Raw genomic sequence first — 19548 nt, 5'->3', positions numbered from 1 at the left:
CGCGGGAGGCGCGGATTGACCGCGATCAGGCGGCGGCGCGGGTGGTGACTGTCCGTGAATGGCGCGCGGGCGCCCGCCCGCCTGCCCCGGCGCGCCCGCCGCGGCGGCGCACCCCGCGCTGGAACACGGCCCGGATTTCTGCTACTTGGCCCGTCCCATGAGCCGGATCTACAAGTCGCTTCCTCCGAAGGGCACCGCCATCGGCATCGCGTTCAGCGGCGGCCTCGACACGCGCTGCGCGGTGGCCTGGATGTCCGAGCAGGGCATGGCGGTCCACGCCTACACCGCGGACCTCGCCCAGCCCGACGAGGCGAACCCGGCCGACATCCCGCCCATCGCGCTCCAGCACGGCGCCGTGAAGGCGCGGCTGGTGGACTGCCGCGAGGCGATGGTGCGCGAGGGCATCGCCGCCATCCAGTGCGGCGCGTTCCACCTGTCCTCCGGCGGCAAGAAGTACTTCAACACCACGCCGCTCGGCCGCGCGGTCACCGGCACCGCCATCGTCCGCGCCATGCGCGAGGACGGCGTGCACGTCTTCGGCGACGGCTCGACGCACAAGGGCAACGACATCCAGCGGTTCTACCGGTACGGCATCCTGGTGGACCCGCAGCTCAAGATCTACAAGCCCTGGCTCGACCAGGCCTTCGTGACCGCGTTCGGCGGCCGCAAGGAGATGAGCGAGTACCTGGAGCGCCGCGAGCTGCCCTACAAGATGGGCAAGGAGAAGGCGTACTCCACCGACGCGAACGTGCTCGGCGCCACGCACGAGGCGAAGGACCTCGAGCGGCTCGACTCGAGCATGCGGATCGTCGAGCCGATCATGGGCGTGGCGCACTGGAAGCCCGAGGTCCAGGTCGCGCCCGAGGAGATCGAGCTCACCTGGGAGCAGGGGCAGCCGGTGGAGCTGAACGGCAAGCGGTTCCCCTCGCCCTACGAGCTGTTCCTCGAGGCGAACCGCATCGGCGGCCGGCACGGCCTGGGGATGAGCGACCAGATCGAGAACCGCGTCATCGACGCGAAGAGCCGGGGCATCTACGAGGCCCCCGGCATGGCGCTCCTGCACCTCGGCTACGAGCGGCTGCTCTCCGCCATCCACAACGAGAACACGCTCGACCTGTACTTCACGCTGGGCCGCCGCCTGGGCCGCCTGCTCTACGAGGGCAAGTGGTTCGACCCGGAGGCGCTCATGCTGCGCGACGCGCTCACCCGCTGGGTCGCGCCGGCGGTCACCGGCACGGTGAAGGTGGAGCTGCGCCGCGGCGACGACTGGACGGTCCTCTCGACCCGCGCCGAGTACATGAGCTACGCGCCGGAGAAGCTGTCGATGGAGCGCGTGGCCGATCCGGCGTTCACGCCGGAGGACCGCATCGGGGCGCTGGAGCTGCAGAACCTGAGCGTGGGCGACAACCGCGACCTGCTGCTGCACCACCTCGACGCGGTGCGGAAGCTCGGCGCCGCGACCCGCGGCCCCGGCCTCGGCGCGCTCCTCGGCTCCGGCGAGGACGAGTGATCGCCCGGCGCGGCCCCGCGGCCGCGCCGGATCTGCTCCCTGCGCCCACATCGACGCCCCGGCGTCCCCTGCGACGAACGCGCGCGCCGGGTTAGGACTGGGGTCCATGGCCCACGCACGCCCCCCTGCCGCGCGGCCCGCTCGCAGCGGCCTCGCGCGCCTGCGCGACCTGAAGCTCCGCACCAAGCTGCTCGTCCTGCTCGCGGTCGTGAACGCGGCCTCGGCGGCGGCGTTCGTGACGATCTCGTACCGCGTGCAGGCCCGCGAGATCCGCGCGGCGGTGGACGACAAGCTGCTCACCGCGGCCCGCGCGGCGGCGCTCTTCCTGGTTCCGTTCCACGATCGGGTGGACGGGCCCGGCTCGATCGCGCCCGAGGAGCACCTCGACGTGCAGCGGCGGCTCTCCGCGCTCGCGGAGGAGACCGACCTCGCCTACCTGTACACGGTGGTGGCGCAGGGCTCCGGGAGCGCGTTCACCTCGTCGAGCGCCACCCGCGAGGAGCTCGCCTCCGGCACCGGCCCGCGGTTCTTCCAGGCCACCACGCACCCGAGCCCGGGCCTGGTGGCGGCGCTCGCCGACCACCGGATCCACTTCGACACCTACGTCGATCCCACCGACTCGCTGCGCTCGGTGTACGTGCCGCTGCGCTCGCGGAACGGGAAGGAGTTCTTCCTCGGCGTGGACGTCCACACCGCCACGCTGGAGGGCGCGATCCGCGCGGCGCTGTGGCGCGCGCTCGCCACCGGCGCCGCGGTGCTCGCGCTCGGCCTGCTCGCCTCGGCGATGCTGCTCGGGCCGCTGCTGGCGCGGCTGCAGCGCGTCGGCGCGACGCTCCACCTGGTGGCGCGCGGGCGGCTCGACGTCGAGCTGGAGGAGGACGGCGGGGCGGACGAGATCGGGCGGGTCATCGAGGCGCTCCGCGGCATGGTGGCGGCGCTCTCCGGGGCGGCCGGCAGCATCCGCGGGGCGGCGGACGCGCTCGCCGCCGGGAGCGGCCAGCTCGCCGGCGGGGCCGCGGCGCTCTCGCAGGCGTCGAGCGAGCAGGCCTCCGAGACGGAGCAGGCCTCCGCGGCCATGCACGAGATCGCGCGCCACGCGCAGGAGAACGCCGCGGCGGCGGCGCGGACCGGCGAGGCCGCGGCGGGCGCGGCGCGGGGCGCGCGGGCCGGCGGCGACGCGGCGGCCCGGACCGCGGCGGCCATGCGCGAGGTGGGCGAGAAGATCTCGATCGTCGAGGAGATCGCCTACCAGACCAACCTGCTCGCGCTGAACGCGGCCATCGAGGCCGCGCGCGCCGGCGAGCACGGGCGCGGCTTCGCCGTGGTCGCGACCGAGGTGCGCCGGCTGGCCGAGCGGAGCCGGGCCGCGGCCGAGGAGATCGGGCGGCTCACCGCCGCGAGCGTGGACCTCGCCGCGCAGGCCGGGACGGCGCTCGACGCCGTGGTGCCCGAGGTGGAGCGGACCGCCGCGCTGGTGCAGCAGATCTCCGCCGGCAGCGCCGCGCAGGGGACGAACGCCGCGCGGGTGAGCGGGGCGCTCCGGAACCTCGAGGAGATCGGCGGCCGGAACGCGGCCGCCGCCGAGGAGCTGTCGTCCACCGCCGAGGAGCTGGCCGCGCAGGCCGAGGCGCTCCGCGACGCGATCGGCTTCTTCCGCGGCGTGGCCGGAGGCGCGGATCCGCACCCGGCCTCCGCGACGCCCGCCCCGCCGCTCCGGCTCGCGTCGGGGCGGTGAACGCGGCCGCCGGCGCGGCTCAGGCCGGCCGCCCCAGCAGCGGCCCGAGCCGCGCCAGCGCGGCGTCGAGCGCGTCGGGTGCCACCGCGGTGAAGCAGAGGCGCACGTGCGTCCGGTAGGCCGCGCCGGTGGCCGGCCCCGGCGTGAGCAGCACGCCCGCCTCGAGGCAGCGCGCCAGGAGGCCGTCGAGCGCCTCGCCCGGGCGGAGGCTGGGCGCCACGTCCAGGAACAGGAACGTCCCCGCCTCGGGCGCGGGGACGCCGAGCGCCGCGGCGGCCGTGCGGCCGGCCTCGGCGTACAGCGCGCGGGTCTCGGCCAGCCACGCGTCGCCCTCGCGGAGCGCCCGGGCGGCGGCGATCTGGAACGGGCGCGGCGCGCAGTACGTCTTGAACGTCTGCACCGCCCGCACCGCGCGCATGATCTCCTCGGGCCCGTGCGTGTAGCCCACCCGCGCGCCGGCGAGCGCGTACGCCTTCGAGAACGAGTGGGTGGCGATCGTCCGCTCGCGCAGCTCGGGCCGGGCCCAGAGCGGCGGGCGCGGCGTGCCGTACTGCAGGTCCTCGTAGACCTCGTCCGCGATCACCCACAGCGCGTGGCGCCGCGCCAGCCGGGCCAGCGCGGTCACCAGCTCGTCCGGGAGCGACCGGCCCGTCGGGTTGTTGGGGGAGTTCACGTAGACGGCGGCCGTCCGCGGCGTCACCGCGGCGGCGAGCGCCGCCTCCGGGTCGAACCCCGGCGCGTCCAGCCGGTCGAAGAGCGGGACCTCCACCGGCACCGCGCCGCGCGCCGCCACGATGCCGCGGATGAGCGGCCAGTAGGGCGCGAGCACGATCACCTCGTCGCCCGGGTCGAGCAGCGCGTCCACCACCACGCCCAGCCCGGCGGTCGCGCCCACCATGACCTGCAGCCCCTCGCGCGCGACCGGCGCGCCGCCGCGCGCCCGGAGCCGCTCCTCGACGGCGTCGAGGAGCGCCGGCTCGCCCTGCACCGGCGCGTACCCGTGCAGCCCCGGGTGATCGGCCACGCGCTGCGCCTCGGCGCGGGCGCAGGCGGGCGGCTCGCGCCAGGTGTCGCCGACGTTCAGCGCGTAGACCGGTCCCTGGGGCAGGTGCACCGGTCCGCCGGTCGGGCTGTAGACGCGGTCGGAGAGGGTCGCGGTGGTGGGGGAAGGGGAGGGGTGGCGGGCCATGGGATCGCCGAACGGCGGGGAAAGTGCGCTCGGACTTCGACGGGCTCAGGGTGACCCTTCGACTCCGGCGAGCCTTCGGCTCGCCTACGCTCAGGGTGAGCGGTCGGAGGAGCCCGCTCCTGGTGAGCCTGTCGAACCAGGAGCGGGTCGAGGCAGCGCGCGCGTCAGCGGCCGCGCGTCGTGCGCGACTCGGGGCGCATCTCGCCGGTGCGGCGCTTCACGCGCATCTGGCTGTCGGTCTTCTGCCGGTTGGAGGCCTTGCGGGTGGACTTGCGCGACGGCTTGCCGGCCGAGTCCTCCAGCGCGTACTGCGCCTTCTTCCCGGCGCGGATGGACTCGTGGCGCGCGCTCTTGCGGTGCGTGGCGCTCACGCCCGGCTGCGAGGTGTCCACCGGCGTGTCGCGCCGGGCCGGCCGGGGCTGCTTCGCCTTCTTCGGGCCGGAACGCTCGGTCTCGTAGCGGAACCGCTCAGCCTTCGTGGCCATCGACCCTCCTCTGAAGTGAGCTGCGGCGTGGCGTGAAGCCTCTCGAAGCGTGCGCGCCCGCGCCCTGCGGACTCAAGCCCCAATTCGGGCCCAGACGGGAGGGCGCGCGGCGCCCGGTCACGCGGCGCCACCCGGCGGCCGCGGGGCCGGCCGCTGCCCGCCGGCCGGGTTGGCCGGGATCCGGCTCATGACGTGCTCGGCCAGCGCCGTGATGGTGAGCGACGGGTTCACGCCCAGGTTCGCCGGCACCAGGCTGCCGTCGGCGACGTAGAGGTCCTGGTAGCCGAACACGTGCCCCTGCGCGTCGCACACGCCCTCGGCCGGCGAGGCGCCCATGGTCGCGCCGCCCAGGATGTGCGCGGTGCTCGACGCGCCCAGGAACACCTCGTGGAGCCCGCTCTGCGCCACCCCGTCCATGCGCGCCGCCATCCTGCGCGCCACCGCGTTCGCGAGCGGCATGTAGCTCGGCGGCCGCGGGCCGTCGAGCGCGCTGGTGAGCGAGCGCCCCCACGGCCGGCGCGCGAGCCGCAGCCGCAGGTGGCTCGCGAGCGGCTGCATCACGAGCAGCACCGCGGTGCGGCGCGCCCAGCCGAACGGCCAGTGCGCGCGGAAGAAGTCCACCGGGTGCCGGAACAGGTTCCCGAGCCAGCGCAGCGGGCGCGGCCAGGGCGGGCCGCCGCCGGTGAGGTGCGTGGCGAGGAGCGACATGAAGTCGTGGCCCGCGCCGTAGCGGACCACCTCCATGTGCGTGTCGTCGTCCGCCTGCAGGCCCGAGGTGATGGCGAGGCCGTGGCTGTAGTCCACGTCGTCGCGGCGCGCCGTCACCGCCAGCAGCGCCTCGCTGTTCGTGCGCACGTGGTTGCCGACTTGGCCGGAGAGCGCCGGGAGGCTCCCGACCGCCTTGCAGCGGAGCAGCAGGCGCACCGTGCCGATCGCGCCCGCGGCCAGCACCACGCCTCTCGCGCGGAGCACGCGCCGCTGGCGCCGGACCACGTGCGTGGACGACCGCGTGTGGACCTCCCAGCCGCCGCCCGCCAGCGGGCGCAGGTCGGTGACCAGCGTCTCCGGCAGGATCTCCGCCCCGCGCCGCTCGGCCAGGTGGAGGTAGTTCCGGTCGAGCGTGTTCTTCGCGCCGTGGCGGCAGCCCGTCATGCACTCGCCGCAGAGCGAGCAGCCGATCCGCTCCGGCCCCTCGCCGCCGAAGTACGGGTCCGGCACGGCCCGCTTCGCGTCGCCGAAGTGCACCGCCACGGTGTGGCGCGAGAACGTGTGGCCGCGCCCGGTCTCCTCGTCCACCGCCTGGCGCAGCGCCTCGTCGCCCGGGAACACCTCAGGCGCCTCCACCGCGCCCAGCATGAACTTCGCCGTCGCGTAGTGCGGCGCGAGGCGCGCCCGCCAGCCGCCGCCCGGCCAGCGCGGATCGTCGAAGGCGCGGTCCGGCGGGACGAGCAGCGTGTTCGCGTAGACCAGGCTGCCCCCGCCCACGCCCGCGCCGTGCAGCACGAGCACGTCGCGCAGGAGCGTGATCTGCTGGATCCCGAACAGCCGCAGCCGCGGCATCCACAGGAACTTGCGCAGGTTCCAGTTCGTGCGCGGGAAGTCCTCCGGGCGCCAGCGCTTGCCCATTTCGAGCACGCCGACGCGCCAGCCCTTCTCGGCGAGCCGCAGCGCCGACACCGCGCCGCCGAAGCCGGAGCCGATCACCAGGTAGTCGAAGTCGAAGCGCGTATCGGGCAGGGCGGGCTCGGTGGGGCCGGGCATGGTCGGGCGCCCATCGTAACCACGGCGGCGCCGGGCGGTCGAGCGGCGCGCGGCCCCGCGCTCGCGCCCTGCCGGGTTGGCGCGGTAGGTTCTCCCCCGTGGACCCCACCCCCGAGCTCCTGTCGCGCGATCCGGCCTGGCGCCCCACCGGCGAGGAGGCGGCGGCCTGGCTGCGGCTCGCGGAGGCGCCCGGCGCGCCGGAGGCGCTGCTGCGGGAGGCGCGGTGGTGGCGCGCGTTCGAGGCCGCCCGCCGGCGCGCCTGGGACGAGGTGAGCGCGCTCGCCGAGGCGGGCCTGGCGGAGCCGTTCACCGAGCGCGAGGCCATCCGCCTGGCGCTGCTGCACTGCATGTCGGGCAGCGTCGCCGAGGCCGAGCACGTGGTCGCGCAGGCGGTGCAGCTCGGCGCCAGCGACGAGGGGCTGCCGCGGCGCGTGGCCGAGGCGTGCGCGCGCGAGGGGCTGCTGGACGCCGCGGAGCGGATGGGGGGCACGGACGGTCGTCACGAACCGTGAATGACGGGGCCGGGTGCCCACCCGGAGCCGCCCCGCCGCCGCGCGTGCCAGGCGCCGCCCGGTGCGGTAAGAGCCTGCGCATGGCCGACCGGAACGATCCCCTCCTCCGAACGCCCGCCTGGAGGGCGCTCGAGACCCACCTCGCCGAGGTCCGTCCCCTGCACCTGCGCGAGCTGTTCGCGCGCGATCCGGGCAGGGGCGATCGGCTCGCGGCGGAGGGGGCCGGGCTGTACCTCGACTACTCGAAGCAGCGCGTGACCGAGGAGACCGTCCGGCTGCTGGTCGCGCTCGCCGAGGCCCGCGGCCTGCCCGGCCGGCGCGCGGCCATGTTCCGCGGCGAGAAGGTCAACGCCACCGAGGGCAGGGCGGCGCTGCACGTCGCGCTCCGCGCCCCGCGCGGCGAGCGGATCGAGGTGGACGGGAAGGACGTGGTGCCCGAGGTGCACGCGGTGCTCGATCGCATGGCGGCGTTCGCCGAGCAGGTGCGGAGCGGCGCCTGGACGGGCTTCACCGGCAGGCGCATCCGCACCGTCGTGAACGTCGGCATCGGCGGCTCGGACCTGGGGCCCGCCATGGCCTACCGAGCGCTGCGGGCGTACACGACCCGCGAGATCGCGTTCCGCTTCGTCTCGAACGTGGACGGGACCGACCTCGCCGAGGCGGTCCGGGATCTGGATCCCGCCGAGACGCTGTTCCTGGTGGCCTCGAAGACGTTCACCACGCTCGAGACCATGACCAACGCCGCCTCGGCGCGCGCGTGGCTGCTCGCGGCGCTCGGCGACGAGCGCGCGGTCGCGCGCCACTTCGTGGCCATCTCCACGAACGAGGCCGAGGTGCGCCGCTTCGGCATCGACCCGGCGAACATGTTCGGGTTCTGGGACTGGGTGGGCGGGCGCTACTCGATGGACTCCGCCATCGGGCTCTCCACCATGATCGCCGTCGGCCCCGGCGGCTTCCGCGAGCTGCTGGCCGGGTTCCGGGCCATGGACGAGCACTTCCGCGACGCGCCGCTCGAGCGGAACCTGCCCGCGCTGGTCGGCCTCATCGGCGTGTGGAACGCGAGCCTGCTCGGCGCGGAGACCGTCGCGGTGCTCCCCTACGACCAGTACCTGGATCGCTTCCCCGCGTACCTCCAGCAGCTCACCATGGAGTCGAACGGGAAGCGCGTGACGGCGTCCGGCGCGCCGGTGGAGGGCCACGGCACCGGCGCGATCTACTGGGGCGAGCCGGGCACCAACGGGCAGCACTCGTTCTACCAGCTGCTCCACCAGGGCACGCACCTCGTCGCCTGCGACTTCATCGGCTTCTGCCGGACGCTCAACCCGCTCGGCCGCCACCACGACCTGCTCATGGCGAACCTGTTCGCGCAGGGCGAGGCGCTCGCGTTCGGCAAGACCGCGGAGGAGGCGCGCGCGGAGGGGACGCCGGAGGCGCTCGTGCCGCACCGCACGTTCCCCGGGAACCGCCCGTCCAGCACGATCCTCGCCGACCGCCTCGGCCCGGGCACGCTCGGGGCGCTCGTCGCGCTCTACGAGCACGCCGTGTTCACGCAGGGCGTGATCTGGGACGTGGACTCGTTCGACCAGTGGGGCGTCGAGCTGGGGAAGGTGCTCGCGAACCGGATCGTGAAGGAGCTGGAGGCGCCCGCGGACCCGGCGCTCGCGCACGACGGCTCCACGAACGCGCTCATCCGGAGATACCGGGCGCGGCGGGGCGGGTCGGCGTCGTCCTAGCCGAGCAGCCGGCCGATCGCCCCGCGGAGCCCGCGCACGCGGGTGCGCGGCAGCACCAGCGTGTCCGGGCTCGACACCAGCGGCGAGGCGTAGAGCCGGTGGCCCACCGCGACGCGCGCCGGCGCGCTTCGCAGCCGGTGCACCCTCCGCTGCACCAGCAGCGCGACTCCGTAGGCGGTCCCGACCAGCGTCAGGATGAGGGCGAGATCGTCGAGCATGGCTGCTCCCCCCGAGCAGGAAAGTGCAGCAAGCCACGGCCTGCGCATCGGGTGGAACACCACAAAGGGCGAGCACGGGCGCGGCTGCGCGCGCCGGCCGCAGCGCTCCCGGCCGTGTCGCGAGCGCGCGGGACGCCCGGCGCGGAGGAACGGGGCGGGCGCTATCGCAGCGCCGTCAGCGTGACGCTCGGGCGGAGCGAACCCCGCCCCCGAGGCAGCGCGAGGTCGGCGCCGAGGGCGCTGACCGTCCGGACGTTGGAAGCGAGCGCTCGCATCCCCGCCGGGAGCGAGAGCGCAGTTCGCGCCCGGCGGCGGCGGCCGGCGAGGAGCACGGCGGCGAGCGAGACCACCATCGAGACGACGATCGTGAGCGGGAGCGCGAGGCCGGTCATGGTCACCCCCGTGCGCGAAGCGGGCACGGCAATCGACCAAGCTCGATCCGCTGGAGGCGATGCGCCGCTCCCCCGAGAGGTGTTGCCGGCGACCGCTGCGTCCAGCGCGTCAACACGGACGGGTCACGAATTTGACGCGCGGCAAGGAAGGCAGGTGCCGTGGGCTGATACCGGATGCCCCGGATCTCACAGCCGGGGGAGGCTCCACCCATGTCCCGACGCACCGCCGGCCTGCCGGCCGTCGTCCTCGCGCTCGCGCTCGCGGGCTGCAACTCCGCGCGGAACGCCGCCACGGAGGAGCGCGCGGACGGTACGGCGTGCACCCGCTGTCACGGCGGCGCGGACAACACGAGCGGCGCACCACCGCTGGACGCCCACGGCGAGAGCGACACCACGCGCATCTCGGTCGGCGCGCACACCGCGCACGTGTCCGGGTCGCACGGCATCGCCGCGCCGCTCGGCTGCGAGGCGTGCCACGCAGTCCCGGATCCGGCGCATCCGCTCGCGCACGTGGACGGGAAGCCCCGCGTCGTCCTGGGGGTGGCCGCGAAGGCCAATGGCACCGTCGCGTCCTGGAACCCGGCGGATGCGACCTGCTCGGCGTACTGCCACGGAGTCTCGCTCGCCGGCGGCGCCGCCACGCGCCCGACCTGGACGCGCGTGGACGGATCGCAGGCCGCTTGCGGCGCCTGTCACGGCGATCCGCCGCCCGCGCCGCACCCCCAGTCCACGGACTGCGGGATCTGCCACCCGGCGACCATCCTCGCCGGCACGCTCCGCACCATCGACGTGGCCGGGGGCCGTCACCTGAACGGCACCGTGGACTTCTCCACCGGCTGCGCGGACTGTCACGGCGATCCCACGCGTCCGCGCAACCCGGCCGCGCCGCCCCGGGGCACGCACGGCGAGACCGATGCGTCGGCCGTCGCGGTCGGCGCGCACCGGGCGCACCTCGAGGCCGGGCCGCTCGCCGGCCCATTCGCGTGCACCGAGTGCCACGCCGTCCCCACCGGCCTCGAGCACCTCGACGGCACGGCCCAGATCTCGTTCGGTGCCCTCGCGCGGCGCGGCGCGCAGCCGTCCTGGGACCGGACCAGCGCCACCTGTGCCTCCACCTATTGCCACGGCGCCACGCTGCGGAACGGCGGCGGTGAGCGGACCACGCCGGTGTGGACCGGGGGGGCCACCCAGGCCGCGTGCGGCACCTGTCACGGCGCGCCGCCGCCGCCGCCGCACCCCCGCGGCACCGGCTGCGCGATCTGCCACCCGGGCACCGTGAACGGCGACGGCACCGTGAACGTGGCCGGCGGCATGCACGTGGACGGGACGGTGCAGGTGAACCAGTTCCATCCGGTGAACTGGATGGAGCCGACCGCCCACGGGTACGCGGCGAACCGCGATCTGGCGAGCTGCCGGACCTGCCACGGAGAGGACCTGGCCGGCGGCGGGACCGGCATCTCGTGCGCCGCCTGCCACGGCGCCGGCTGGCAGTCGAACTGCACGTTCTGTCACGGCGACGCGAACCGGGCCGTGAACCAGCCGGCACCGCCGGTGGGCACGCAGGGCGAGCTGGGCACCGCCGCCCCGGCCGTCGGGGCGCACCTCGCGCACGTCCAGGCCGGGACGCTGCGCGGCCCGCTGCCGTGCTCGGAGTGCCACACGGTGCCCACCGACCTCACCCACGTGACCGGCGCGGTCGAGCTGACGTGGGGGCCGCTCGCGATGGCCGGCGGCGCCGCCCCCGCGTACCAGGGCGGCGCGTGCGCGTCCACCTACTGCCACGGCGCGACGCTCGCCGCCGGCGGCACGAACCAGGCGCCGCGCTGGACCACCGTGGACGGGACGCAGGCCGCCTGCGGCACCTGCCACGGCCTCCCGCCGCCTCCGCCGCACGCGCAGCTCTCCAACTGCGGCGCCTGCCATCCGGAGACCGTGGACGCGGCGGGCCACCTGAGGCTGGACGGCGGCAAGCACATGAACGGCGCGCTGGAGCGCTCCGAGACGCACCCGGCAGGCTGGAACGATCCGGCGCAGCACGGCTACGCAGCGAACGCCGGGCTCGCCTCCTGCCGCACCTGCCACGGCGCCGACCTCGAGGGTGGCACGAGCGGCGTGTCGTGCAGCGCCTGCCACGGGTCGGGCTGGCAGTCGAACTGCACCTTCTGCCACGGCGATCCCTCTCGCTCGGTGAACCCCGCCGCGCCGCCGGTCGGCACCCGCGGGCAGGCGCTCACCACCGATCGCGCGGTCGGGGCGCACGAGGCCCACGTCCTCGGCGGCCCGCTGGCGCGGCCGCTGGGCTGCGCCGAGTGCCACGTGCAGCCCGCGGATCTCTCGCACGTGGACGGAACGCCGGCGGTGACCTGGGGCACGCTGGCGCGCGCCGGCGCCGCGGCGCCCGTCTGGAACGGCGCCACCTGCGCCGGGACGTATTGCCACGGCGCCACCCTCGGCGCCGGCGGCGCGAACGTCGCACCGGTCTGGACGGTGGTGGACGGGACGCAGGCCGCGTGCGGCGCCTGCCACGGCGCGCCGCCCCCGCCGCCGCACGTCGCGAACGCGGACTGCGGCCGCTGCCACGACGGCTACACCGCGACCTCGGTGAACGTGGCCACTCACGTGAACGGCGCGCTGGACGTGAACGCCATGGCGTGCACGTCCTGCCACGGCGACGCGTCGCGCGCGATCGGCGCCGCGGCACCGCCGGTGGGCACGCGCGGCGAGACCACGACCACCGATCGCGCAGTCGGCGCGCACCAGGCGCACGTGCAGGGCAGCGCCATCGCGCGGCCGTTCGACTGCGACGAGTGCCACCTGAACCCCACCGGCCTCGGCCACATCGACGGCACGCCGGCCCTGGTGTGGAGCTCCCTCGCCAGCGGCGGCGGGTCGCCCCAGTGGGACGGCGCCACGTGCGCCTCCACCTACTGCCACGGCGCCACGCTGGCCGGCGGCGGCACCAACGTCCGGCCGGCCTGGACGGTGGTGGACGGCACGCAGGCGGCATGCGGCACCTGCCACGGTGCGCCCCCGCCCTATCCGCACCCGGCGCGCGCCGACTGCGGCACCTGCCACCCCGGCGCCACCGACGGCGCGCCCGCGCGCGACGTGCACGTGGACGGGAAGGTGGACGTGACCGCGGCCGGCTGCGCGCTGTGCCACGGCGACGCCTCGCGCCCCGTCGGCGCCGCCGCGCCGCCCGCGGGCACGCGCGGCGAGACCGCGACCACCGATCGCGCGGTCGGCGCGCACCAGGCGCACGTGCAGGGCAGCGCCATCGCGCGGCCGTTCGACTGCGACGAGTGCCACCTGAAGCCCACCGGCCTCGCGCACATCGACGGGAACCCGGCCATCGTGTGGGGAGCGCTCGCGTCCGCGAGCGGGAACGTCTCGCCGACCTGGAGCGGCGCCACCTGCGCGTCCACGTACTGCCACGGCGGCACGCTGCGCGCCGGCGGGACCAACGTCGAGCCGACGTGGACGCAGGTGGACGGGACGCAGGCCGCCTGCGGCACCTGCCACGGCTCGCCGCCGCCTCCGCCGCACCCCGCGAACCCGGACTGCGGCGCGTGCCACACCGGCTACACGTCCACGACGGTGAACGTGGCCACGCACGTGGACGGCCGGCTGGACGTGGGCGGCCTCACCTGCACGTCCTGCCACGGCGACGCCACCCGTCCGACGAACGCCGCGGCGCCGCCCATCGGCACCGGCGGCGAGACGGACCCGTCCACCCGCGCGGTGGGCGCGCACCAGGCCCACCTCACCGGCAGCCGCTGGTCCAACGGCTTCGCGTGCACCGAGTGCCACGTGGTGCCGACCGACATGCTGCACACGGACGGCGCCGCGCAGGTGTCGTTCGGCGTGCTCGCGACGGGCGGCGGCGTGCTCGCGCCGGCGTGGGACGGGAGCGGGTGCGCGACGGTCGCGTGCCACGGCGCCAGGGTTGGCGGCACCGTCATCCCGTCCTGGACCGGCGGCCCGAGCCAGGCCGAGTGCGGGTCGTGCCACGGGCTGCCGCCGACCACCGGGCCGGCGCACGGCACCTCGACGTTCCGGCGCTACCACGGGGCCAAGGCGTGCGCCGAGTGCCATGGGGCCGGGTACCAGACGCAGGCCGGCTACGAGGCGGTGAACAAGGACCGCCACGTGAACGGGGTGGTCGAGGCGCTGGCCTGCACCGACTGCCACACCGACTGGTGAGCGGCGCGGAACGGGCAGGCCGGCCTGCTCGGCGGCCTGCCTCCCGCGCGGCGGCGGCCGCCGTGCTATCGTCGCGCGCCCGCCGGTCCCGGACCGCGGGACTGCTCATGGACGCGACCGCGCCGCGAAGGTACGCGAGGGCCCTGCCGATCGCCGCGATCCTCGCGCTGGGGATCGCGGCCTACGCGAACGCTCTGGGGGGGCCGTTCGTCCTCGACGACCACTCGTCGATCATCGACAACGCAGACGTCGCGCATCCGGCGCGCTGGCTGCCCGGCGGTCCCGCGTACGCGTCCGCGCCGAACCGCGCGCTCACGTACTTCACCTTCGCGCTGAACCACCGGCTAGGGGGGCTCGATCCGGCCGGCTACAAGGCGGTCAACGTCGGGATCCACCTGGCCGCCGCGCTGCTCGTCTACGCGCTGGTGCTGCTGGCGCTCCGCGCGCCGCGGCTCGCCGGCTCGGCCCTGGCCCGATCCCCGCGCGCCGTCGCGCTCTGCGCGGCGGCGCTGTTCGTGGCGCACCCCCTCCAGACGCAGGCCGTGACCTACGTCGTGCAGCGGCTCACGTCGCTCGCGACGCTGCTCTACCTCGCGTCGGTGGTGCTGTATGCGCGCTGGCGCGAGCGCCTGCACCGCGGTGCGGTGGCCGGTCCGCGGGCGGTGCTCGGATACGTGCCGGTGATCCTCACGGCGCTCCTCGCGATGCGGTCGAAGGAGATCGCGCTCACCCTGCCGCTCGCGATCGCCGCGTACGAGCTCTGCTTCCTGAGCGCGACGCCGGGCCGGCGTCTCCTCTACCTCGCGCCCGTGCTGGCCACCTTGGCCGTCATCCCGATGACCCAGCTCGGCGGCGGCATCGCGGCAGGGGGCGGCGGAGCGGAAGGGGGCGCGGCCCGGCTCGCCGCGGCCGCGGCCGCCGCGGCCAACACGACGGCGGCCCGGCCCTACGTGGAGTACGTGACCACGCAGCCGGCCATCATCGCCCGCTACCTCGGGATGGTGATCCTGCCGGTGGGGCAGAGCATCGATCACGGCTTCGAGACCTACTCCCTCGCTGATCCGCTGGTGCTGCTCGGCCTGGCCGTGCTGACCGCGCTCGCCGGGGTCGCGGCCTGGCTGCTGGCCGCCACGCGGCGGCGGGAAGCGGGCCCGAGCGCCGTCGATCCGGCGGCGCGGCTCGTCGCGTTCGGCGTCATCTGGTTCCTGCTCGGCCTCTCGCTCGAGTCGCTGGTGGCGCTGCAGGATCTGATGGTCGAGCACCGCATGTACCTGCCGTCGGCCGGGCTGTTCGTCGCCGCCTCCGCCGGCGCCGGGCTCGTGGCCGAGCGCGTCGCGCCGGGGCGCTGGATGCGGCCCCTGGTGGCCGCTTCGCTCGTCGTCGCGCTCGCGCTGGCGGTCGCGACGTTCGCGCGGAACGAGGTCTGGGCGGACGACGTGCGCCTCTGGGCGGATGCCGCGGCCAAGGCGCCGGCCAACCCGCGGACGCACGGCAACCTGGGCCAGGCGCTCGCGCAGCGCGGCGACGTCGCGCGCGGGATGGCCGAGATCGACACCGCCCTCCGCCTCAAGCCCGACTTCTACCAGGCGCACACGAACAAAGGCGTCCTGCTCCTGCAGCAGGGCCAGGTCGTGCCGGCGCTGGAGCACCTCCGGACTGCGGTCGCGCTCGCGCCCGACGACGCGCCGTCGCGCTTCGCCCTCGCTCGGGCGTTGCATGGGGCCGGGGACCTCGCCGGCGCGGTCGAGGAGTACCGGACGGTGCTCGGTCGGTCGGGCCGCCACCGGCTGGCCCTGAACAACCTGGCCGTCGCGTACGCGCAGCTTGGCCGGCTCGACCTCGCGGTCGAGCACTTCCGCAAGGCCGCCGAGCTGGATCCCGAGGATCCGGAGCCGGCGGTGAACCTCGGCCGCGCGCTGCTCTCGCTGGGCGACGCCGCCGGCGCGCGCGTCGCCGCCGAGGCGGCGCTCCGGGCCGCCCCGCGCCACCCCGGCGCGCACGCGGTGCTCGGGGGCGCCTACCTGGCCATGGACCAGGTCGCGCCCGCGGCGGAGGAGCTGCGCCTCGCGGTGGGGCTGGGCTCACGCGACCCCGAGACCTTCGACCGGCTGGCCGCGGCGTACGCGAGGCTCGGTGCGGGTGAGCAGGCCGACGCGGCGCGTGCGGCGGCGCTCAGGCTGAGATCCGGCGCGGGCCCGTGACATGAGCGCCTCCGAGAGAGTCGGCGCCGGGCCAGGTCCGGGCCGTCACGCACCGTACCTCGCGGCGCTCCTGGCGCTGGGCGCGCTCGCGTGGGCGAACGCGCTCGGCTGCGGGTTCGTGTTCGACGACCTGCCCTCGATCGTGCACAACCCCGACATCCGGCGGCTCGCGGGCTACCTGCCCGGCGGGCACGGATACCTGGGGCGCCCGAACCGCTGGGTTGGGTACCTGACGTTCGCGCTCAATTTCCGCGCCGGTGGGCTCGCGCCGGCGGGCTACCACGCCGTCAACGTCTTGATCCACCTCGCGACCGCGTGCCTGGTCTACGCGCTCGCGATCCTGGTCCTCCGCACGCCCAGGGTGTCGGGCTCCCGCATCGCCCGGTCGCCGCGCGCCTTCGCGTTCGTGGCGGCAGCGCTCTTCGCGTGCCACCCGCTCCAGGCCCAGGCCGTCACGTACGTCGTCCAGCGGCTCACCTCGCTGGCGACGCTGTTCTATGTCGGGAGCGCGGTCCTGTACCTGTGGGCGCGGCTCGCTCCCGCCGGCGCGCGCGGGCGCCGCGTCGCCGCCTACGCCGGCGCGGTCGCGTCCGCCGCGCTCGCTGCGCGGACGAAGGAGATCGCCGTCACGTTACCCGCCGCGCTCGCGCTCCTCGAGGTCGCGTTCCTCGACGGGCGTCCCGGACGGCGTGCGCTCGCGCTGGCGCCCTTCGCGCTGGTCGCGCTGTCGATCCCGTTGACCATGATCGGCGTGCGAACGGTCGCCGGGGCGGGCGTCTCGGACGTGCTCTCCGCCGCCGCGAGCGCGACCCGCGTGCAGACGACGCTCGGCCGCCTCGAGTACCTCGCGACCGAGACGACCGTGGTCCTCGAGTACGTGGGGCTGCTCCTGCTCCCGATCGGGCAGAACGTGGATCACGTGCACCCGATCCACCGCTCGTTCCTGGACGGGCCAGTCGCGCTGTCGAGCGCGGCGCTCCTCCTCGCCGCCGCGCTCGCGCTGTATGCGGTCGTGCGGAGGCGCCGGGGCGACGCGACGGCAGCCCTGGCCGGCTTCGGCGTGCTCTGGTTCCTCCTTGCGCTCACCGTCGAGTCGAGCGTCGTCCCCATCGTCGATGTGATGAACGAGCACCGCGTCTACCTCCCGTCGGTGGGCTTCTTCCTGGCCGCGGCGGTCGCGATCGGCTGGGTGGCGGCGCGGCTGGCGCCCGCGCGCGCCGGCGCGGCGAGCGTCGTGGCCGGTGCGGTGCTCGCCACCGCGCTCGCCGCCGGCACCCACGCCCGCAACCGGGTCTGGGAGAGCCAGCTCACGCTCTGGGCCGACGCGGCGCGAAAGTCGCCAGCGAGTCCCAGGCCGCTGAACAACATGGGGGTTGCGCTCGAGCAGGCCGGGCGGCGCGACGAGGCGGAGGCGGCGTACCTTGCCGCGATGCGCGTCGATCCGGGACACGCGGAGTCCTGCTACAACCTCGGGCGGCTCTATCTCGAGTCGGGCGGCGGACTCGACGACGCCATCGCGCTGTTCCGGCGCGCCATCGCGCTCCGCCCCGACTACCCCGAGGCGTACGCGAACCTGGGGGCCGCGCTGGTGCGGGCGCAGCGCTACGCGGAGGCGGCGCAGGTCCTGGACGAGGCCGGGGCGAAGCTGGGCGGCAGCGCCGAAGCGGCGTTCAACCTCGGAGTCGCGCGGGTGATGCTCGGCGACGTGGACGGGGCGCGGCGCCAGATCGAGGCGCTGCGCGCCGCATCTCCGGAGATGGCCCTCCGTCTCGAGACCTTCGCGCGGCCGCTGCTCGATCGCGGCCGCTAGCGAGCCGACCATCGGGAAAGAGGACCGCCGCGCAACAGGTGCGGCGGTCGCGCGCATCGATTGCGTCCACGTCTGGCGCGCGCGAGGCCCCCGGCAGCACGGCGTCGTGGACTGGGTGCGTGGTTGGGGGTTCCGGTGTGGGTGCCTTCCCCCGGCCTGGGTGAAATCCCCCAGCTCACGGCGTGCACCCGCTCGCGAATGCCCCGGATCCCGCCGATTTCACTCGATCGGCCCGAACGCTCCGGCGGCACCGCGCATGCACAGAGGCGCCGCGACGTAGTGACGGGGACGCAGCACCGCCGCCGGAGCCGGGATGACCGACCCCGCGGCAGCAACGAAGAGGTTCGCAGCGGAGCAACTCAGCCGGGCCGCCAATGGATGGCGGCTCCATTGAACGGAGCAGAGGGGACACGATGAAGTTCACGCGTATCGCAATCGTTGCAGCGCTCGCGCTCGTTTCGGGCCGCGCGTATGCCTTCCACGCCGGCGGCGTCGCCCAGTGCGAGGGCTGCCACACGATGCACAACTCCACCACGGCCGGCGCGGGCACCGCGTCCACGGTGATGGGCAACAACCCGACGATCGGGCAGGCCAGCGCCTACCTGCTCCAGGGTCAGGACCCGAGCTCGACCTGCCTCATCTGCCACGGCCGCGCCGGCGTGAGCAGCTACCATGTCTACGAGCCCTCGCTCCAGACGGCCACCACCGCGACCTTCACGGCGACGATGGTGAACTTCACCCCGGGCGGCGACTTCGCCTGGCAGGCGAACACCGGCTTCGGCACGCGCAACCAGCGGCGCTTCGGCCACTCGGTCATCGCGGCCGCTTACCCCGGCATGGTCGCCGACACCCGCGCCGCCGCTCCGGCCGGTGACGTTGCCGGCGTGTACAACGGCGCGAACTTCTCCTGCGTCTCCTGCCACGACCCGCACAGCAAGGCGCGCTTCGACGCGACCGGCGCCCCGGTGACGGGCCTGCCGATCGCCGAGTCCGGTTCTTACCCGATCGGTGGCGCGCTCCCCGCCGGCACCGCGATGGGCGCGTACCGCCTCCTCGCCGGCGTCGGTTACCAGCCGAAGTCCTCGGCCACGCAGCCGGCGTTCACGGTCAGCCCGCCGGTCGCCGTCGCGCCGTCCAGCTACAACTCGTCCGAGCTCAACACCTTCAACGCCACGACGCGCGCCGGCCAGGTCGTGGTCGCGTACGGCAGCGGCATGTCCGAGTGGTGCGCCACCTGCCACCCCGGCATGCACAACAACACCAACACCTCGGGCCAGATCTTCAAGCACCCGGCCGGCAACACCGCCACGATGAGCGCCACGGTGGCTGCCAACTACAACACCTACCTCAAGTCGGGCGACCTGACCGGCTCGAACGCGTACGACGCGATCGTCCCCTTCGAGCAGCACGCCGCCGACCGCGCCTCCCTCGAGGCCGAGGCCGTGGGCATCACGGGCACCCCGTCCATCACCGCCGTCGCCGGCACCAGCGGCGTGATGTGCCTCTCCTGCCACCGCGCGCACGCGTCGCCGTACGAGTTCGCGCTCCGCTGGGCCGACAAGGAGTTCATCATCGAGGCCGGCGAGTACTACGGCGTCGAGGCCGGCGCCCGCGGTGAGTGGCGCAGCTCGGCGATCATCCAGGCGGCGCACCAGAACCGCCCGGCGACCGCCTACTCGACGTTCCAGAAGTCGCTCTGCAACAAGTGCCACGCGAAGGACTAGTGGTCGCTTGCTGACGTAGCTGGACTCGGAGGGAGCCGCGCAGCATGCGGCTCCCTCCTTTCTTTTGTGCGGATC

The 19548-nt window shown here is 75.2% G+C and carries 13 protein-coding genes; 8 read left to right on the top strand and 5 right to left on the bottom strand.

Features of this window, described 5'->3' with window-relative positions:
- The first annotated feature begins 157 nt into the window (after window positions 1–157).
- Both argG and ADEH_RS23720 read left to right on the top strand, forming a co-directional pair.
- A complete protein-coding gene (gene argG, locus ADEH_RS15950) occupies window positions 158–1510 on the top strand; it encodes an argininosuccinate synthase (RefSeq protein WP_011422136.1) in 1353 nt (450 codons plus the stop codon).
- Window positions 1511–1616: 106 nt separating this feature from the next.
- Window positions 1617–3245: a methyl-accepting chemotaxis protein gene (locus ADEH_RS23720; RefSeq protein WP_011422135.1), complete on the top strand. Its 1629-nt coding sequence runs from the start codon at window positions 1617–1619 to the stop codon at window positions 3243–3245.
- A gap of 19 nt (window positions 3246–3264) precedes the next feature.
- Here the strand turns inward: ADEH_RS23720 and ADEH_RS15940 are convergent, their stop codons facing one another.
- The 3 genes from ADEH_RS15940 to ADEH_RS15930 all read right to left on the bottom strand — a co-directional run bounded on the left by ADEH_RS15940 (window position 3265) and on the right by ADEH_RS15930 (window position 6680).
- Window positions 3265–4434 (bottom strand): pyridoxal phosphate-dependent aminotransferase, encoded by a 1170-nt coding sequence (locus tag ADEH_RS15940; RefSeq protein ID WP_011422134.1) that lies wholly within the window; start codon window positions 4432–4434, stop codon window positions 3265–3267.
- 164 nt (window positions 4435–4598) lie between these two features.
- Window positions 4599–4919, bottom strand: a complete 321-nt coding sequence (locus ADEH_RS15935) for a hypothetical protein (RefSeq protein WP_011422133.1) — start codon at window positions 4917–4919, stop codon at window positions 4599–4601.
- A 117-nt stretch (window positions 4920–5036) separates the two neighbouring features.
- Window positions 5037–6680 carry a GMC oxidoreductase gene (locus ADEH_RS15930; protein ID WP_011422132.1) on the bottom strand — a complete coding sequence of 548 codons (1644 nt, stop codon included), beginning with the start codon at window positions 6678–6680 and terminating at the stop codon, window positions 5037–5039.
- A 98-nt stretch (window positions 6681–6778) separates the two neighbouring features.
- On the opposite strand from ADEH_RS15930, the gene ADEH_RS15925 reads away from it, so the two are divergent.
- Window positions 6779–7192: a hypothetical protein gene (locus ADEH_RS15925; protein WP_041453604.1), complete on the top strand. Its 414-nt coding sequence runs from the start codon at window positions 6779–6781 to the stop codon at window positions 7190–7192.
- Between the two features lie 80 nt (window positions 7193–7272).
- Complete coding sequence (gene pgi / locus ADEH_RS15920) at window positions 7273–8925, top strand: glucose-6-phosphate isomerase (protein WP_011422131.1); 1653 nt, start codon at window positions 7273–7275, stop codon at window positions 8923–8925.
- Here pgi and ADEH_RS15915 read toward each other — a convergent pair.
- Window positions 8922–9143 (bottom strand): hypothetical protein, encoded by a 222-nt coding sequence (locus tag ADEH_RS15915; RefSeq protein ID WP_011422130.1) that lies wholly within the window; start codon window positions 9141–9143, stop codon window positions 8922–8924. The genes pgi and ADEH_RS15915 overlap by 4 nt on opposite strands.
- A gap of 161 nt (window positions 9144–9304) precedes the next feature.
- On the bottom strand, window positions 9305–9535 hold the full coding sequence (locus ADEH_RS15910; RefSeq protein WP_011422129.1) for a hypothetical protein: 231 nt from the start codon (window positions 9533–9535) through the stop codon (window positions 9305–9307).
- A 210-nt stretch (window positions 9536–9745) separates the two neighbouring features.
- Between ADEH_RS15910 and ADEH_RS15905 the strand changes: the two genes are divergently transcribed.
- The 4 genes from ADEH_RS15905 (at window position 9746) to ADEH_RS15890 (ending at window position 19473) form a co-directional block, all read left to right on the top strand.
- Entirely contained in the window at window positions 9746–13738 is a 3993-nt protein-coding gene (locus tag ADEH_RS15905) for a CxxxxCH/CxxCH domain c-type cytochrome (protein ID WP_011422128.1), read from the top strand.
- Between the two features lie 107 nt (window positions 13739–13845).
- The gene (locus ADEH_RS15900) at window positions 13846–15939 is read left to right on the top strand and encodes a tetratricopeptide repeat protein (RefSeq protein WP_011422127.1); all 2094 of its coding nucleotides are present in this window, start codon (window positions 13846–13848) and stop codon (window positions 15937–15939) included.
- 1 nt (window position 15940) lies between these two features.
- Window positions 15941–17749, top strand: a complete 1809-nt coding sequence (locus ADEH_RS15895) for a tetratricopeptide repeat protein (protein ID WP_011422126.1) — start codon at window positions 15941–15943, stop codon at window positions 17747–17749.
- Window positions 17750–18162: 413 nt separating this feature from the next.
- A complete protein-coding gene (locus ADEH_RS15890) occupies window positions 18163–19473 on the top strand; it encodes a hypothetical protein (RefSeq protein ID WP_011422125.1) in 1311 nt (436 codons plus the stop codon).
- Window positions 19474–19548 lie beyond the last annotated feature (75 nt).

The sequence above is a fragment of the Anaeromyxobacter dehalogenans 2CP-C genome (assembly GCF_000013385.1).
Taxonomy (GTDB): Bacteria; Myxococcota; Myxococcia; order Myxococcales; family Anaeromyxobacteraceae; genus Anaeromyxobacter; species Anaeromyxobacter dehalogenans_B.
This window is presented reverse-complemented; position numbering and strand designations above follow the sequence as displayed.

Excerpts from the sequence above, each read along its gene's own strand:
- argG (WP_011422136.1), top strand. The coding sequence starts at position 158 with ATGAGCCGGATCTACAAGTCGCTTCCTCCGAAGGGCACCGCCATCGGC.
- ADEH_RS23720 (WP_011422135.1), top strand. The coding sequence starts at position 1,617 with ATGGCCCACGCACGCCCCCCTGCCGCGCGGCCCGCTCGCAGCGGCCTC.
- ADEH_RS15940 (WP_011422134.1), bottom strand. The coding sequence starts at position 4,434 with ATGGCCCGCCACCCCTCCCCTTCCCCCACCACCGCGACCCTCTCCGAC.
- ADEH_RS15935 (WP_011422133.1), bottom strand. The coding sequence starts at position 4,919 with ATGGCCACGAAGGCTGAGCGGTTCCGCTACGAGACCGAGCGTTCCGGC.
- ADEH_RS15930 (WP_011422132.1), bottom strand. The coding sequence starts at position 6,680 with ATGCCCGGCCCCACCGAGCCCGCCCTGCCCGATACGCGCTTCGACTTC.
- pgi (WP_011422131.1), top strand. The coding sequence starts at position 7,273 with ATGGCCGACCGGAACGATCCCCTCCTCCGAACGCCCGCCTGGAGGGCG.
- ADEH_RS15915 (WP_011422130.1), bottom strand. The coding sequence starts at position 9,143 with ATGCTCGACGATCTCGCCCTCATCCTGACGCTGGTCGGGACCGCCTAC.
- ADEH_RS15910 (WP_011422129.1), bottom strand. The coding sequence starts at position 9,535 with ATGACCGGCCTCGCGCTCCCGCTCACGATCGTCGTCTCGATGGTGGTC.
- ADEH_RS15905 (WP_011422128.1), top strand. The coding sequence starts at position 9,746 with ATGTCCCGACGCACCGCCGGCCTGCCGGCCGTCGTCCTCGCGCTCGCG.
- ADEH_RS15900 (WP_011422127.1), top strand. The coding sequence starts at position 13,846 with ATGGACGCGACCGCGCCGCGAAGGTACGCGAGGGCCCTGCCGATCGCC.
- ADEH_RS15895 (WP_011422126.1), top strand. The coding sequence starts at position 15,941 with ATGAGCGCCTCCGAGAGAGTCGGCGCCGGGCCAGGTCCGGGCCGTCAC.
- ADEH_RS15890 (WP_011422125.1), top strand. The coding sequence starts at position 18,163 with ATGAAGTTCACGCGTATCGCAATCGTTGCAGCGCTCGCGCTCGTTTCG.